Consider the following 15,691-nt stretch of genomic DNA (forward strand, 5'->3'; position numbering starts at 1 on the left):
CCCTCGCGGGGCTCAGCCGACCCGGGTCAGCTTGGCGCCGAAGCCCGGTTCGCTCAGGTCCTTCTGCAGTGCCACCGGCACCTCGACGGCATCACCCTTGCCGTCGCCGACGTGCAGCACACCGACCTCGGTGCCCGCCTTCGCCGTGTTCGGGACGGTCTTGCCCTTCATGTCGTCGAGCTCCAGCTTGACGGTCAGGCCCGACCAGCCGACGGCGGAGACGTCCTTGGTGGCGACGAGCGGGGTCGTCCCGCCGAGACCGTCGTCGACCTGCCCGACGACCTCACCCTTCTTCACGATCGTCTTGGCCTTGAGGGCGTCCTGTCCGGCCGCGATCAGGTTCTTGGTGACGTCGGTGACCTTGTCGATGTTGGCGACGCCGTTGCTGCCGTACTGGCCGAGGGCGGCGCCGATGATCGTCTGCTTCTTGCCGTCGATCACCTTCTCCGCGGCGAAGAGGATGTTGCCGCCGGCCGCGGTGGTCGTACCGGTCTTGATGCCGATCGCGACGGTCGGGACCAGCTTGAAGAAGTTGGTCTGCTTCTCGTTGTTGAGGTCCATGTAGCTCGGCTGGCGGGAGATCTCGTTGAAGACGGGGTTCTCCATGGCCGCGCGGCCCAGCTTCACCAGGTCCTCGGCGGTCGACACGGTCGTCTTGTCCAGGCCGCTGGGGTCCGTGTAGTGGGTGTTCTTCATCCCCAGCTCCTTGGCGGTCTTGTTCATCTTCTCGACGAACGCGTCCTCGGAGCCGCTCTTGCTGTCCCAGCGGGCGAGCAGCTTGGCGATGTTGTTCGCCGACGGGAGCATGACCGCCTGCAGCGCCTCGTACTCGGTGATCTTCTGGCCCTCGGTGACCTTGACGACCGACTCGTTGGCCGGCTTGCCGGTCTCGTAGTGCTTCTGCGCGGCGGCGTCGACGGGGATCTTCGGGCCGTCCTGGCCCTTCTCCAGCGGGTGGTCCCGCAGGATCAGGTAGACCGTCATGACCTTCGCGATGCTCGCGATCGGCACGGGCTTCTGCTCGCCCGACGTGCCGAAGGTGCCGATGCCGTTGACGTCCATCGCGGCCTGGCCGTCGGCCGGCCACGGCACGTCCGGCTTGCCGCCCTCGAACTTCACGGTCTCCTGCGCGGTGAGCTGCAGGGTGGGTGTCGGGAGCGGTCGCACGACCTGTACGACTGCAAAGACGACCAGCAGGAGCAGGACGAGCGGCGTCCAGATCTTGACCCTGCGCACGGCCGTGCGCACCGGCGTCTCGGGCGGCGGCGGGGTGTTGGTCAGCTCGGCGAGCAGGTCGATCGGCGGCTTGGGCGGCAGCGGCTGCTGCGTGGTGCGCTCGACCGGGGGCGGGACGGCGGGGCCCGCGGGGGCGGTGCCGGCCCTGGGCGCGGGCGTCTTGGGCTCCGCGGTGACCGCACCCTTCGGGCCCTGCGCCTGCCCCTGCTTCGGGGCCTGCTTCGGGCCCGGCTGCGGCGCGGGCTTCGCCTTCGGCCCGTCGAGCGGCTTCAGCGCGACGAACTTGCTGGTCCGCTCGGCGTCGCCCTCGGGCTTCGCGGTTTCCTTCTTTGCAGTTCCCTTTGCGCCTTCGCCCAGCTTGAGCATGGTGGTGGGCTGGTCGACGTCCTTGCCCCCGGCCTTCGGGACCTTCGGCGCCTTGAAGACGGCGGTGGCCTGGTCGACGCCGGTGGACTTCGCGTCGGCGGCGTCGGCCTCGGCCGGATCGTCCTCGGCGGCGGCGTCGAGCTCGGGCGCGGGATCGGACTCCGGCTCGGCATCAGCCTTCGACGCGGCCTCGGGCCAGGCGGGAGCCTCGGACTTCGACGCGCCCTCGGCCCACGAGGGAGCCCCGCGCCTCGCCACGGACTCGGCCTTCGCCGCGGACTCCGGCTCCGCCTCGGCCTTCGACGCGGGCTCGGCGTTCGACGCGCTTTCGGTCCTCGACGTGGCCTCAGCCTTCCCCGCGGGCTTCGGCTCCGCCTCGGGCTTCGGCTCCGCCTCGGGCTCGGTTTCGGCCTTCGGCTCGGGCTTCGCCTCCGGGCTCGGCTCCGGCTTCGCGGAAGCCGCGGGCCCGGCATCGGCCGCCCCGGCCCCGGCCGCGAGGTCGGCCGCACCGGCGGTTTCGGCCTTGTCCGATGCCCTGGACTTGTCCGACGTCCCGGACTTGTCCGACACCTCGGGCTCGGCCGTCGTTCCCGACTTCGCCGCGGCGGCGTTCTCCCCCTCCGGGTCAGCGTCCGAGTCCGCCTCGGACGCTGACTCCGGCTCGTCGTCGGACGTCGCGACCCACGCCGCCACCGCGTTCCGCAGCCGCGCGTCCCCGTTGGTCTCGGTCCCGGGCGCTTCCGCCGCCCCGGAACCCGTCTCCTCGGAGTCGTCCGCATCGCCGGAACCGTCGGCGCCGTCGGAACCGGTCGCCGCCTCGGCGACGTCCTTCGTCGAGAAGACGGCGGTCGCCCGGTCCGCCGGGATCTCGTCCCGCACCTGCGGCGTCTCGCGCGTGATCGCGAGACGCGGGTCGCGTTCCTCCGGCGCCGGCCCGGAGGTCTCCTCCGGGGTCGGATTCCCCGACGACTTCCGCTGCTTCGATCTGTCGGGGGTCTCGCCCGCCACCGATGCCTCCTCGTACGCCATGCCGTTTGCCGATACTGATGCTTGCCGTGTGCTGACCGTGCGCCAAATCCGGCCGGACAACCACTGTCCGAACCGTGTACCAGTGTCCTGTGTGAGGGCTTAACCCCCGTGGTAGACGAGAACGACATACCTACTGGTTCCCGTACATCCCGACCACGCGCTCTCGACAGACCAATGTGAGAGGGGTCACCCTGTCATTCATCCACGCGGGGAGGCATGGATGGGCAGGAGCCGCAGAACAATTCCGGAGGAGCTTCTGCTGCTCGCTTTGGACCCGGCCACGGGTACCACAGCGCAGCCGCAGTCGCTCGACCTCGGTCTGGCCGGAGCACAGCTAGTGGAGCTGGCGCTGGCCGGACGGATAGCCCCAGACGGGGATCGTATCGCCGTGGTGATGCCACGGCCGACCGGAGATCCGACTCTGGACTCCGCACTGGAACTGCTGCGCAGGCGCGGCAGTCCGGTCCGGGCGGTCCACTGGATCGGCGGACCCCGACTGGGGCTCCGCCAGACGTACCTCTCGCACCTGGAGCGGTGCGGCATGGTTCATGCCGTGGCGGGCCAGATGTGCGGGGTGCTGCCGACGACTCGCTACCAAGCGACGGACACGGCCATCAGCCGGGAGATCAGGTCCCGGCTCGATTCGGCGATCCGCACCGGTGTACCGCCGGACCCGCGGACCGCCGCGCTCGCCGCCCTGGCCCACGCGGTCGGTCTCGGCAAGCATCTGTACCCCGGGAACGAGGGGCGTTCATCGCGCTCCCGGCTCCGGGACCTGATCAGGCACGACCCCATGGGCGGCCTCGTGGCGCACGCCGTGATGGACGTCCAGAACGGCGTGGCGGCCCAGCCGCGACGCAGCGCCGCACCCGCGGGTCCCACAGGACCGGGCGGCGGCAGGCAGCCGGCGAGGGCGACAGCGGACCCCGGCGGGGTGCCGATGCAGCCACGCCGCGGATCCATGGCACGCGCCGTCGCCCACTGAGCACGCACACCGCTCGCACCGGGCACGGCCAAGCACCACCTCGTCAACGCGCACCAGCTCGTGAACGCGCACCATCACCGCGCGACCGCGCACCACCGTCGCGCGACCGCTCAGCACCACCGCACCAGCGCCGCGCCGCAGTCCCCAGACCCGGTTCGGGAGCCGCTGGGCCGCGTGGGGCGTGGGACCGGACCGTCCGGACGACGACACCCGGTCCCACCGCCCCGCGCGGCCGCCTCACGTTCGCACATCCGCTGTTTCCCAGCGGTGCCGACCACGTTGGTGGCACTCTGCTGAGCAGTAGATACGCAAAGTAGAGGAATGCAAGCCGGAGGTGCACGTCCCGTGGCGTCCAATGTCAATCCCACCGTCAGGCGGCGCCGGTTGGGCCAGGAGCTCCGCCGGCTCCGTGAGCTCAAGGGCATGACGGCCGAGGAGGTCGCCGAGCGGCTGCTCGTCTCGCAGTCGAAGATCAGCCGCCTGGAGAACGGCCGGCGTTCGATCAGCCAGCGCGACGTCCGCGACCTGTGCGGCGTCTACGAGGTCGAGGACCACCGCGTCGTCGACTCGCTGATGCAGATGGCCAAGGACTCGCGCCAGCAGGGCTGGTGGCACTCCTTCGGCGACATCCCCTACAGCGTGTACATCGGCCTGGAGACGGACGCCGCCTCCTTGCGCGTGTACGACCCGCAGGTCGTCCCCGGTCTCCTGCAGACCCGGGCGTACGCGGAGGCGCTGATCACCGGCGCGCTCCCGGAGACCACGCCGACGGACATCGAGAAGCGCGTCCAGGTGCGCATGCGCAGACAGGACCGGATCTCGGCCCCCGACATGCCGCTGCGGCTGTGGACCGTCCTCGACGAGTCCGCGCTGCGCCGCGTCGTCGGCTCCCGGCATCTGATGCGCGACCAGTTGGAGCACCTCGTCGAGCAGTCCCAGCTGCCGCACGTGACGGTTCAGGTGATCCCCTTCGAGATGGGCGCGCACCCGGGGCTCAACGGGCAGTACGCGATCCTGGAGTTCCCCGACGCCGCCGACTCCAGCGTGGTCTACATCGAGGGCGTCACCAGCGACCTGTACCTGGAGAAGGCGAACGACGTGCAGCAGTACAGCGTCATGTACGAACACCTGCGGGCGCAGGCGCTGAACGTCGAGCAGTCGAGGCAGCTGATCGCGGACATCGCGAAGGACTACGCCCGCTGATCGACGGCTCCCGAGTGAAAGCGCCGCACGGTACACCCTTGTCACACCGCCGCGTAAGTCCCACCTGGAATATGCCATCCGGTCGAGTGAACGGTCCCTTCACGCCACGTTGTTGGCGAGTAGCGTCATTCACGCCATCGAGCAGCAACTCATAGACCGGAGCGGACATGGCGATTCAGCAGGGTACTTCGCACACGTGGGTCAAGTCTTCCTATTCCACCGGAAACGGTGCGTGTGTCGAGGTCAAATCACCGGTGCGGCACGGCATCTCCGTGCGCGACTCGAAGGTCGTGGAAGGCCCGGTCCTCGCCTTCCCCGCCGAGTCGTGGAACGCGTTCGTCAGCGAGGTGGGCAGGGGGGCTGCCGACCTCGCGTGAGAACGCAGCGCACATCAGCAGAAGGACCACCGCAGCAGAACAACCGCATAGGCACCACTTTCATGAGCCCTCTCGACTGGCCCGCCGTCCCGGCCGAGGGGGCTCGGCCGTGCCCGTCGCCCACGGGCGTCACCTGAGGGCGTCGACGTACAGGTCCGTCCCCGGGACCGTGGGGATGAACGGTGCCACCAGTTCCACGCGTCCGAGCCCGGACTCCGCGACCGCCTGGTCCCGCCCGGTGAAGTACGCCGCCCAGCAGTCCCGCGGGTCCTCCTGGAGGAACCACAGCAGCGTCAGCCGGGTGTCCACGCCCTCGACCTGTTTCACGTACGTCATGCGGTCCCCCGGCAGCGGTGTCGGCCGGAACAGCGTGACCATGGCGGCGGGTGATCCCGCGAGTGCTCGCGGCAGGTGCCGGGACCGCAGCCATTCGAGCAGCTCGCCGCGCTGTCGTGGCCCCTCGGCGTCGATGACCTCGAGGACCAGGCCCTTGTACGGGTGGTCGAGGGCGTGGAAGTCGCGGGGGCCTGCGGCGCCGTCGCGGTAGACGGTCGCCTCGTGGTCCTGGAAGGCGGTGAAGACGTGGGTGCGGGCCTGGTGGACGCGGCCGTCGCGGTTGAGGCGCTTGTTGATGCCGACGGTCCACTTCATGTGCTCGTCGTAGCGCCCTTCCGTCACCCAGTACGTGGAGAGGTAGCACCCCGCGGTGACGGGCTCGGCGATCGCGGACTTGTCGGGGTAGCGCAGGAGCTGGAGGTCTCGGGTGGCCACCCAGCGGCGGCCCGCGTACATCCAGGGCATGGCCATCGCGCCCGCGTAGTAGTGGTCGTCCTCGTACCAGCGGTTGTACGCGAACTCGTGCCCCGGGTGCGGCTCGACCATGGTGATCAGGGCGTGGCCCGGGTGGACGCCGTAGGGGCCGACGGCGGCCAGCTCGGCGTAGACGTCGCTCCGGGTGTCCGTGCGGGCGTTCCGGCGGGTGTCCTCACCGGCGTCTGCGCCGGGGTCATCGCTCACGTCTCTCCCCTTCCTTCCTCCGATGCACGCCCATACTCTGACGCCCCGTCAGCAAAACTGCCAGAGCCGGGAGGCGCCCCATGCAGTCGTCGCTCCTCGAGGGAAAGACCGTCGTCGTCTCGGGTGTCGGCGCCGGGCTCGGCCACCAGGTCGCGGCGGCCGTGGTGCGCGACGGCGGCCACGCCGTGCTCGGGGCGCGCACGGAGGCGAACCTCGCGAAGACGGCAGCCGAGATCGACCCCGAGGGCACCCGGGCCGCCCACAAGGCCACCGACATCACCGACGAGCGGCAGTGCGAGGCCCTCGCGGAGCTGGCCGTGGAACGCTTCGGCGGAATCGACGCGGTCGTCCATGTCGCCGCGTGGGACAGCTACTTCGGCGGGTTGGAGGACGCGGACTTCGCCACCTGGGAGCAGGTCATCGACGTCAATCTCCTCGGCACCCTGCGCATGACCCGCGCCTGTCTGCCGGCGCTCAGGCAGCGGGCGGGCGGTTCGGTGGTGTTCATCGGGACACAGTCGGCGATCGCGGCGCCCTCGCAGGTGCGCCAGGCGGCGTACGGGGCGTCGAAGGGGGCACTGACCTCGGCGATGTACTCGCTGGCGCACGAGCTCGGCCCTGACCGGATCCGGGTCAACACCGTGCTGCCGGGCTGGATGTGGGGCCCGCCGGTCGAGGCGTACGTCCAGTTCACCGCGCACACCGAGGGCGTGCCGGAGGACGAGGTGCGGGACCGGCTCGCGGCGCGCATGGCGCTGCCGGACCTGGCCACGGACGGGGACGTGGCGGACGCGGTGGTGTTCCTCGCGTCGGACCGGGCGCGGTCGATCACGGGTCAGTCACTGCTGGTCAACGCGGGGGAGATCATGCGGTAACCGCTGCTGCGCGGGTGCGCGAAGGCCGTACGGGAGGTGACTTCCGTACGGCCTTCGTGCGTGGGGAGACCTTTGCCGGTCGATCATATACGTGAACACAGGTCAGCAAACCGAACGATTTTACTTCCTCTTGACCTAGCGACAGGTTGTCGCCGCTGACCGCCCGAACCCACGATGAGCGGGCACTTCTGGGCCGCTCTCGTCCCCATCGGCCCGTTCACCAGGCGGACCCCTGGAGGGCCATATGAACAGTCTCGACTGGGCGGTGCTCATCGGCTACTTCGGCGTGATGGTCGCGATCGGCGTGTGGTCCCACAAGCGGGTCGACAACGTCAGCGACTTCTTCACGGCCGGCGGAAAGATGCCGTGGTGGCTCTCCGGCATCTCGCACCACATGTCGGGCTACAGCGCGGTGATGTTCACCGGGTACGCGGGCATCGCCTACACGTACGGCGTGACGTCCTTCGTCACCTGGTCCTTCCCCATCGCCCTCGGCATCGCCATCGGCGCGCGGCTCTTCGCCCCCCGCATCAACAGGCTGCGCTCGCGCCTGCACGTGGCCTCACCCCTGGAGTACCTGAAGAACCGCTACAACCTGCCGACCCAGCAGGCGCTCGCCTGGTCCGGCATGCTCCTGAAGATCGTGGACGTGGGTGCCAAGTGGGCGGCGATCGCCACGCTGCTCGCCGTCTTCACGGGTGTCTCCCTCAACCAGGGCATCCTCGTCACCGGCGTCATCACGGCGATCTACTGCACGATCGGCGGCCTCTGGGCCGACGCGCTGACCGAGCTGGGGCAGTTCGTCATCCAACTCCTCGCGGGCATCGCCATGTTCGTCGCGGTCGTCGTCGAGCTCGGGCCGCACGGCGGGTTCTTCGGCGTCTGGGACGAGCCCGAGCTCGCGGGCCACGGCAAGCCGCTGGTCGGCCCCTACGGCACGGTCTTCCTGCTCGCGTTCCTGTTCATCAAGCTCTTCGAGTACAACGGCGGCATGCTCAACCAGGCGCAGCGCTACATGGCGACCGCCGACGCGAAGGAGGCGGCGCGGTCCGCGAAGCTCTCCGCGGTCCTGTGGCTGGTCTGGCCCGTCGTCCTCTTCTTTCCCATGTGGATGTCGCCGCTCCTCGTCGACGCGAAGAAGCCGGACGGCTCGGACGCGTACGCCCTGATGACCGAACAGCTTCTCCCGCACGGACTGTTGGGCCTGGTCATCGTCGGCTTCTTCTCGCACACCATGGCCATGTGCTCCTCCGACGCCAACGCGATCGCGGCGGTCTTCACGCGGGACGTGGCGCCCGCGTTCTCCGCGCGGGCGCGGGCCTGGACCGAGCGCAAGGGCCTCATCGCGGCCCGCCTCACCACGGTGGTCTTCCTCGGTCTGTCCATGGCGGTGGCGACGCAGGTCGACTCCCCCACGTTCAAGGACATCATCACGGTCGTCATCAAGTGGGTCGCCGGACTGATGGGGCCGATCGCGATCCCGATGATGCTGGGGCTGCTGCGCGCGTTCCGGAAGTCCGGGCCGACGGCGGCGCTGACGAGCTGGGCGGCCGGGCTCTTCGCCTTCTACCTGGTCAACTACCCGATCGACGACGCGATCTCGGGCGGGGTCGCCCTCCAGTACCAGGTGTCGATCCCGCTGGCGGTCTCGCTCGTCCTCTACGTCGTCGTCGGCTACGTGAAGCCGGAGGACACGCCGGAGAGGGATGCGCTCATCGAGCGCATCAACACGGACGACGACGGCTCCGAGGGAGCCGTCGCGCCCGCTCCTTCGCCGCGGCGGGGGGACGCGGTGGCCCCGTAGGGGACGGGCGCTCCGCGCCCCTTACGGGGCCCCCACCCGCTCCGGCGCCGGCGCGGGGGCCGGGAGACTCGGCGTGCGCGGGGCGTGGTGGGGCCTGAGGCCGAGGAAGGCCACCGCTACGACGAGGACGAATGCGCCGCCCGCGATGGCGAAGCTCAGGGTGAACTGGCTCTCCCGGGGGAGGGCGGGCATGCCCGCGGGAAGCGCGATCGTCTTCGACGCGAGCAGCGACGTGATCATCGCGCTGGCGACCGCGCTGCCCACCGAGCGCGAGATCGAGTTGATGCCGTTGGCGATGCCCGTCTGGTGGGCGGGGACGCTGGCGACGATGAGCGCCGGCATCGACGCGTACCCGAAGCTGATGGCGAGGCCGATGACCATGCCCGCGCCGATGACGGACGCGCTCGTGTCGTGCGCCAGGGTCAGCCACGCGAAGCCGACCACGCCGAACGCCGCGCCGGCCGCGAGCGTGACGCGCGCGCCGATCCGGCGGACCAGGATGCCGCCGAACTGGGCGGCGAGGAGCGAAACGATCGTGGTGGGCAGCAGGTAGACGACGGAGGCACCGAGCACCGACGCGCCGAAGCCGTACCCGGCGACGTCCTCGGGCATCTGCACGAGGTACGAGACGCCGATGAACTGGGCGAACATGGCGAAGCCGAGGAGCAGCCCGGCCAGGTTGGTGAAGAGGACCGGGCGGTGGGCGAACATCTTCATGTCGACCATCGGCTCCTTGACCCTCAGTTCGGTCAGGACCCACACGCCCGCCATGACGACGGCGCCCGCGAAGGAGCCGAGGGTGCGCCCCGAGGTCCAGCCCCACTCGTGGCCCTGCGAGATCGGCAGGAGGAGCAGGACGAGGAGCAGCGCGAGCGTGCCGGCGCCGAGCCAGTCGGTGCGGCCGCCGGTCTTGGCGCGCGAGGCGGGGACGGCGAGGACGACACCCACGAGGGCGACCACGGCGAGGACGACGGCGAGCCAGAACACCCGGTGGTAGTCGGGGTCGGAGCCCTGCGTCAGCAGACCCGCGCCGACGAGCGCGAGGCCGCTGCCGAACGCGAGGGTGCCGCTGACCAGCGCCATGGCGCCGTGGAGCTTGGCGGGCCTGATCTCCTCACGCAGCACGGAGAGCGCGAGGGGGAAGATCGCGGTGGCGGCGCCCTGCATGATCCGGCCGACGATCAGCCAGGTGAGAGAGGTCGTGGTCGCGGCCAGCACGGAGCCCGCGATCATCACGAGCAGGACGCCGATGAGCGTGGGCTTCTTGCCGTGCTGGTCGCCGAAGCGGCCGAGGAGCGGGGTGAAGACGGCGGCCGAGAGCAGGGTGGCCGTGGTCACCCAGCTGACGCCCGCGGTCGTGGCGTCCAGGTCCTTCTGGATGATCGACAGGATCGGCACGACCAGGGTCTGCATCATCGAGACGACCATGGCGGCGAGCCCGAGCACCAGGACGAGGACGGTCTGTCCGGTGGGTTTCGGCGGGGCCGCGTGCGGCTGTGCGTGGGACACGGTGGATTCTTCTCCAGCTGCTCAACTGTCTGAGGCCCCGATACTTGAAGACCTCGATACTTGAGTACTTCAAGTAACTCGTCCGACGGTAAGCCTCAATATTTGAGATCGTCAAGTTTTATGGCGTAAGGTGTCTCACATGTCTGGATCACCGAGCGGCGACGGCGACAAGGCCCGGCTCATGGAGCTCCTCGCGGTCTCGCTCCGTGCCTACTACGCGGACTTCACCGAGGCCGCGGCGGCCGAGAACCTCACCGCGAGCCAGGGCAAGACGCTGAGCGTCCTGCGCCAGGGTCCTGCCGCGATGCGGGTCCTCGCCCGGACCCTGTCCTGCGACGCCTCCAACATCACCGGGATCATCGACCGCCTGGAGAAGCGCGGCCTGGTCCACCGGGAGCCGAGCCCCACCGACCGCCGCGTCAAGAACGTCGTGCTCACCCCCGAGGGCGAGCGGGCCGTCGACGCGATCCGCGCCAACATGCACGCCACGATGGCCGGCCTGGACGCGCTGGACGACGCCGAGCGCGCCACCCTCCACGACCTCCTGAGCCGTACGTTCGAGGCGGCGGCGGTCACCGCATAGCAGTCGCCACCGCAGAGCAGTCGTCGCCGGTCAGGCCCGCGGGTAGCGGGCCAGCCAGCCCGGCGACGAGAGTGCGGGGCCGTGCAGTGCGGGTCCCTGCGTCATCTCCATGGCGAAGTCGTCCGCGAGCTCCAGGATCGTCGGGCGGCCCTCCAGCTCCGTCACCCACCCCGGCGGCAGCGCGGTCTCCCCGTGCAGCGCGCCGAGCAGCGCCCCGCACAGCGCGCCGCACGCCGCCGACGCCCCGCCGTGGTTCACGGCGAGCCGCAGTCCGTGCCGGATGTCCTCGCACACGAGGGCGCAGTACACGGCCCCGGCCAGGACGCCCTCGGCCGTGCCGTCCCCGATGAGCTCCTCCACACGTGCGGGTGTCGGCATGCCCTGCCGCACGGCGCCCAGCGCGTGCCGGAGCGCGTCCGTGACGGGCGGGTGTCCCGGACGCGTGGCGAGCAGGGCCAGGCACCGCTGGATCGCGCCGTCCAGGGACTCCCCGCGGGCCAGGCCGTGCACGATGACGGTGTGGGCGCCCGCCGCGAGGTGGGCGGTGGGGTGGCCGTGCGTCTGGACGGCGCACTCGACGGCGAGCTGCAGGACGAGCTGCGGCTCCCAGCCGACGAGGAGACCGAACGGCGCGGACCTGACGGCGGCCTCGACGCCGCGCTCCGCCGGGTTCTTGGGGGCGTCGAGGGTGCCCATGACGTCGTCGCCGAGCCCCGTGAGGCAGGCGCGCGGCGGGTTGCGGCGCGAGTACAGCCACTCCTCGCGGGCCAGCCAGCCGTCCTCCTTGCGTCGCTCGTCCGGGCCCCAGTCGCTCTGTGTCGCCGCCCAGCGGCGGTAGGCGCGGTGCAGGTCGGTCGGCGGGTGCCAGGCGCCGGTGTCGCGGCGCACCTGGGCACGTATGAGTCCGTCGACGGTGAAGAGGGTGAGCTGGGTGCCCGCGGTGACGGCGCCGCGGCGGCCGTGGGCGGGGGCGGGCTCGGTGAGGCCCTCGGCTCCGTGGGCCTCGCGTATCGCGTCGAGTGTGAGCCCGTCGACGGGTGCGCCCAGCGCGTCGCCGACGGCGGCCCCGAGGAGCGTGCCGCGCACCCGGCTCCGGAAGTCCTGCTGCTCGGCGCGGCCCCAGACGCCGGTGGCTGCTGCGGTACCCACGCGGGCCTCCCTCCGTGCAGTGACGTGCCTCGACGTGCTCGTCGCGCCTCGACCGGTTGCGACTTCGCAGCACTGTAATCGACCGGGAACGATCGGTTCAGGCCCGAAGAGGTATGCGAGGAGTCGCCCCGGAGGTCGCATTTGAACGACGTTCACGGGAGCTTCGCAGGAGCTACGGAATCGTAGGTTCCGGTGTGTGGGGGGCCTCCGTCGCCGCATGGCGGTACCGGAACGCGTCCCTGGCCGCGGTCAGGCGGTCCAGGCGCGGGGCGAGGCGGGCGCGGTCCACGCTCGGGGCCCTCATGAGGGCGGTCATGAACACCACCATCTCGGCGAGGTCGTCCCACTCCAGGTCCGCGAGGACCGGGCCGAGGAGCCGGTCGAGGTGGCCGTCGGCAGTGGCCCAGTCGCCCAGCGCCGCCGCGCCGAGCGCCAGTCCGTAGTCGCTCCAGACCGGGAACTCCTCCGACGCCCGCACCAGTTCGGCGGTCCTGTGCCACAGTCCGGCGGCGGCGTCCGGCCCCTCGGCGCAGGTCGTCACGAGCGCGAGGAGCAGCGTGCCGAGCTCGTCGTCGTCCTCGATCAACCGCTCCGCGGTGGCGCGGGCCCGCGCCCACTGCCCGGTCAGGCAGTACACCTCCGCGAGTTCCTCGGTGCCGTCCGGCCCCGTGCCGTCCGCGTCGGGGGCCAGCAGGCGCAGCGCCTCCTCGCACCGGCCGCCCCACACGTGCAGTTCGGCGTGCTGGCGCCGCGCCCAGTCCGCGTCCCCGCCGTTGTCGGTGTAGGCGGCGAGCTCGGTCAGGGCCTGCTCCGTCCTGCCGGTGGCCAGGGCGAGCCTGATCCGGCACAACCGGACCCAAATGGAGCCGGGTTCGAGCGCGAGGGCCCGGTCGAGGTCGGCCCACGCCTCCTCGTACCGGCCGAGCCTTCGACGGGTGATGCCCCTGCGGCAGAGCGCCATCAGGTAGTCGGGGTCCAGTTCGAGCGCGCGGTCGAGGTCGGCGAGCGCCTCCTCGTACCGGCGCAGACAGAAGAGGGTCTCGGCGCGGTGGTAGTGGATCCAGTCGACGCCGGGCGACAGCTCCATGGCCCGGTCGGCGTCCGCAAGGGCCCGCTCGTACTCCCCCATGTCGTGCAGGAGCATGGCGCGGCGGCCCCGCACCCACGCGTAGTCCGGGTCGTGATCGAGGACCACGTCCAGGTCGGCGAGGGCTTCGGGGTACTGGTCGAGGTAGTGCCGTGAGACGCCGCGGCCCGCGTACGCCGCCCAGTTCTCGGGGTCGATCTCGATCGCCCGGTCGTAGGCGGCGAGGGAGTCCCGCTGCCGGCCCGCCATGCGCAGCACGTCGCTCCGGCTCCACGCCACCCAGCTGAAGTCGGGGGCCAGTTCGGCGGCGCGTCCGCTGTCGGCGACGGCCTGCTCGTACTCGTCGCGGGAGGCCCGCACCCTCGCCCGGTGCGCGAGCGCCCACGCGGAGTCCGGGGACAGTGCGAGGGCCCGGTCCAGATCGGCCAGGGCCTCCTCGTTCCTGCCGAGGCCGAACCGGGCGATGCCCCGGCTCGTCAGCGCCTCCGCGTCGGACGGGTCCAGTTCGAGCGCCCGGTCCAGGTCCTGGACCGCCTCCTCGAAACGCCGCAGGACCCGGCGGACCTCGCCCCGCATCCCGTACGTCCTGGCCTGCCCGGGACCCAGCTCCACCGCCCGGTCCAGGGCGACGAGGGCGGTCTCCTCCTCGTCCATGTACCAGTACGTGACGCCTCTGCCGTAGTACGCCCGCTCCAGCTCCGCGTCGAGCGCCACGGCCCGGTCGTACTCCGCCAGCGCCTCCGCGTGCGCGCCGCTCTCCCGCAGCTCACGCCCCCGCACCACCCGCGCGAGCGCGAGCCCCGGCACGTCGAAACCGGCCCGGTCGATGAGGAGTTGCAGCGCCGCCGCGCACCCGCCGCCCTCCAGCGCCGACAGCAGGTCGCGGCCCCACGTAGCCGCCTGCGCGGCCTCCGTGTCCGCGCCCGCGTCGACGAGCAGCTGCGCCCACCGGCGGGCCACCGCCGCGCCCACGTCGCACGCGTCGACGACGTCCCGCAGGACGACGGGGAGCGCGGTCCGCGGCGTCCCGCACAGCAGGTGGTACGACTCCGCGAGGCGCAGTTCGCGCCACTGTTCGTCCTCCCACAGGTCGTCGTGTTCCCGCCCGGTCTCCACCTCCGCGCGCCACTGCGCGTACGCCCCCGCGAGCGCCCCCTGCAGCTCGGCCCAGCCGCGCGGCGAGTGGTGGCGTTGCAGGCGCAGCATCGGGGCCCGCACCACGTCGTGGTACTGCAGGCGGCCGCCGCGGTCGCTGACGAAGGGCAGGCTCCGCAGCCAGGCGAAGATGCCGGGCACGTCCTCGGCGGCGCACACGCCGTCGACCGCGGCGGCGACGACGTCCGCGTCGAGGCGCCTGGGCAGTGCGCACGCCAGCGCGGACGCCCGGCGCACCGGGTCCTGCTCCCATTTCAGGAACCGTTCCACGGCCGTCCCGCTCGGGTCGCCGACGTCGCCCGGGTCGGCGGGGCGGTTCTCGGCGAGGGTGGAGACCAGGACGGGCAGGCAGCCGGAGAGGCGCAGGACCTCCTCGACGACCGGTTCGGCGACGACGCCCTTGCCGGCGAGGAGGCTGCGGGACTCCTCCTCGGTGAAGGGAGCGAGGGCGATGTCCGTGACGAAGTCCGCGTAGCCGCCCCAGCGGGCGGTGTCGAAGGGCTGCTGTCCCGCCGTGACCACGACGACGTGCGCGGACAGGGCGCCGTGCCGGGTCGTCGTCATCACCTCGTGCAGCCAGCCGTCGAGGAACGGCCCGGTCCGCTCGTACGTGTCGAAGAAGAGGACGATCCAGGGCACCGCCTTCGCCGCCTGCGCCAGCTCCTTGAGGAGGACGGGGGTGAGGACGCGTTCCGGGGAGAGGACCAGCTGGACGTCCTCCTGGTTGCGGAAGCGCGCGCTGAGTCCGGCCCGCAGCCGGTCGGCGCCCTGGGCGAGCTGGGCCGGGTCGACCGCGCCCGCGAGCGCGCCGACGCCCGGCACGAGCCCGAGGCCGACGAGGCTCGCTCGGGCGGCCGTCATGGCGCCCGCGGAGGGCGCGGGCGCCACCGGGGCCTCCCCCGCGGCCTGCGCGGGGACCACCGGCACCGCCTCCGCCTCGTGACGGCGTTCGCGGTGGGTGGTGAGGAGCTGGTCGAGGTCCTTCAACCGGCGTCCCTGGCGGGCGAATTCGGCACTGACGGCGGCGAGGGCTTCGGGGACGCTGCTGACCCGTTCGTCGACGTACGCGGTCAACGCCCCTCGCTCACGCGCCAGTTGTTCGAGTTCGTGCACCAGGGACGTCTTGCCGACGCCCGCGTTGCCGTGGACGTGGAAGAGGAAGCGGTGGCGCAGGTCCGCGGGCGGCACGTCGAAGTTCTCCCTGAACACCGCGAGTTCACCGCGCCGGCCGATGAACCCGGCCCGCCCCCTGCGCCGGATCAGCTCCTGCATCGACGGCTCTTCCGCGTCGGCCGACGCCATGGCCTCTCCCCCCG

The 15,691-nt window shown here is 71.4% G+C and carries 11 protein-coding genes; 6 read left to right on the top strand and 5 right to left on the bottom strand.

Annotated features, from left to right (window positions below):
* Window positions 1-12 precede the first annotated feature (12 nt).
* On the bottom strand, window positions 13-2,631 hold the full coding sequence (locus DEJ47_RS16295; RefSeq protein WP_202457480.1) for a D-alanyl-D-alanine carboxypeptidase: 2,619 nt from the start codon (window positions 2,629-2,631) through the stop codon (window positions 13-15).
* Between the two features lie 220 nt (window positions 2,632-2,851).
* On the opposite strand from DEJ47_RS16295, the gene DEJ47_RS16300 reads away from it, so the two are divergent.
* The 3 genes from DEJ47_RS16300 to DEJ47_RS16310 all read left to right on the top strand — a co-directional run bounded on the left by DEJ47_RS16300 (window position 2,852) and on the right by DEJ47_RS16310 (window position 5,196).
* Window positions 2,852-3,616 (top strand): GOLPH3/VPS74 family protein, encoded by a 765-nt coding sequence (locus DEJ47_RS16300; RefSeq protein WP_150169050.1) that lies wholly within the window; start codon window positions 2,852-2,854, stop codon window positions 3,614-3,616.
* A 345-nt stretch (window positions 3,617-3,961) separates the two neighbouring features.
* Entirely contained in the window at window positions 3,962-4,819 is an 858-nt protein-coding gene (locus DEJ47_RS16305) for a helix-turn-helix domain-containing protein (protein ID WP_150169052.1), read from the top strand.
* Between the two features lie 167 nt (window positions 4,820-4,986).
* On the top strand, window positions 4,987-5,196 hold the full coding sequence (locus DEJ47_RS16310; protein WP_150169054.1) for a DUF397 domain-containing protein: 210 nt from the start codon (window positions 4,987-4,989) through the stop codon (window positions 5,194-5,196).
* 129 nt (window positions 5,197-5,325) lie between these two features.
* On the opposite strand, the gene DEJ47_RS16315 is transcribed toward DEJ47_RS16310, so the two are convergent.
* Window positions 5,326-6,213, bottom strand: a complete 888-nt coding sequence (locus tag DEJ47_RS16315) for a hypothetical protein (RefSeq protein WP_398337515.1) — start codon at window positions 6,211-6,213, stop codon at window positions 5,326-5,328.
* Between the two features lie 80 nt (window positions 6,214-6,293).
* On the opposite strand from DEJ47_RS16315, the gene DEJ47_RS16320 reads away from it, so the two are divergent.
* Both DEJ47_RS16320 and DEJ47_RS16325 read left to right on the top strand, forming a co-directional pair.
* Window positions 6,294-7,088, top strand: coding sequence for an SDR family oxidoreductase (locus DEJ47_RS16320; RefSeq protein ID WP_150169056.1), 795 nt, complete (start codon window positions 6,294-6,296; stop codon window positions 7,086-7,088).
* A 244-nt stretch (window positions 7,089-7,332) separates the two neighbouring features.
* Complete coding sequence (locus DEJ47_RS16325; protein ID WP_150169058.1) at window positions 7,333-8,892, top strand: sodium:solute symporter family protein; 1,560 nt, start codon at window positions 7,333-7,335, stop codon at window positions 8,890-8,892.
* Window positions 8,893-8,913: 21 nt separating this feature from the next.
* Here the strand turns inward: DEJ47_RS16325 and DEJ47_RS16330 are convergent, their stop codons facing one another.
* Window positions 8,914-10,401: an MFS transporter gene (locus tag DEJ47_RS16330; RefSeq protein ID WP_150169059.1), complete on the bottom strand. Its 1,488-nt coding sequence runs from the start codon at window positions 10,399-10,401 to the stop codon at window positions 8,914-8,916.
* 139 nt (window positions 10,402-10,540) lie between these two features.
* On the opposite strand from DEJ47_RS16330, the gene DEJ47_RS16335 reads away from it, so the two are divergent.
* Window positions 10,541-10,984, top strand: coding sequence for a MarR family winged helix-turn-helix transcriptional regulator (locus DEJ47_RS16335; protein WP_223828380.1), 444 nt, complete (start codon window positions 10,541-10,543; stop codon window positions 10,982-10,984).
* A 30-nt stretch (window positions 10,985-11,014) separates the two neighbouring features.
* Here the strand turns inward: DEJ47_RS16335 and DEJ47_RS16340 are convergent, their stop codons facing one another.
* Together DEJ47_RS16340 and DEJ47_RS16345 are read right to left on the bottom strand one after the other, a co-directional pair.
* The gene (locus DEJ47_RS16340) at window positions 11,015-12,133 is read right to left on the bottom strand and encodes an ADP-ribosylglycohydrolase family protein (RefSeq protein ID WP_223828381.1); all 1,119 of its coding nucleotides are present in this window, start codon (window positions 12,131-12,133) and stop codon (window positions 11,015-11,017) included.
* A gap of 172 nt (window positions 12,134-12,305) precedes the next feature.
* Window positions 12,306-15,677, bottom strand: a complete 3,372-nt coding sequence (locus tag DEJ47_RS16345; protein WP_150169061.1) for a tetratricopeptide repeat protein — start codon at window positions 15,675-15,677, stop codon at window positions 12,306-12,308.
* Between the last annotated feature and the right edge of the window lie 14 nt (window positions 15,678-15,691).

This window comes from Streptomyces venezuelae (assembly GCF_008642355.1).
GTDB classification, from domain to species: domain Bacteria; phylum Actinomycetota; class Actinomycetes; order Streptomycetales; family Streptomycetaceae; genus Streptomyces; species Streptomyces venezuelae_B.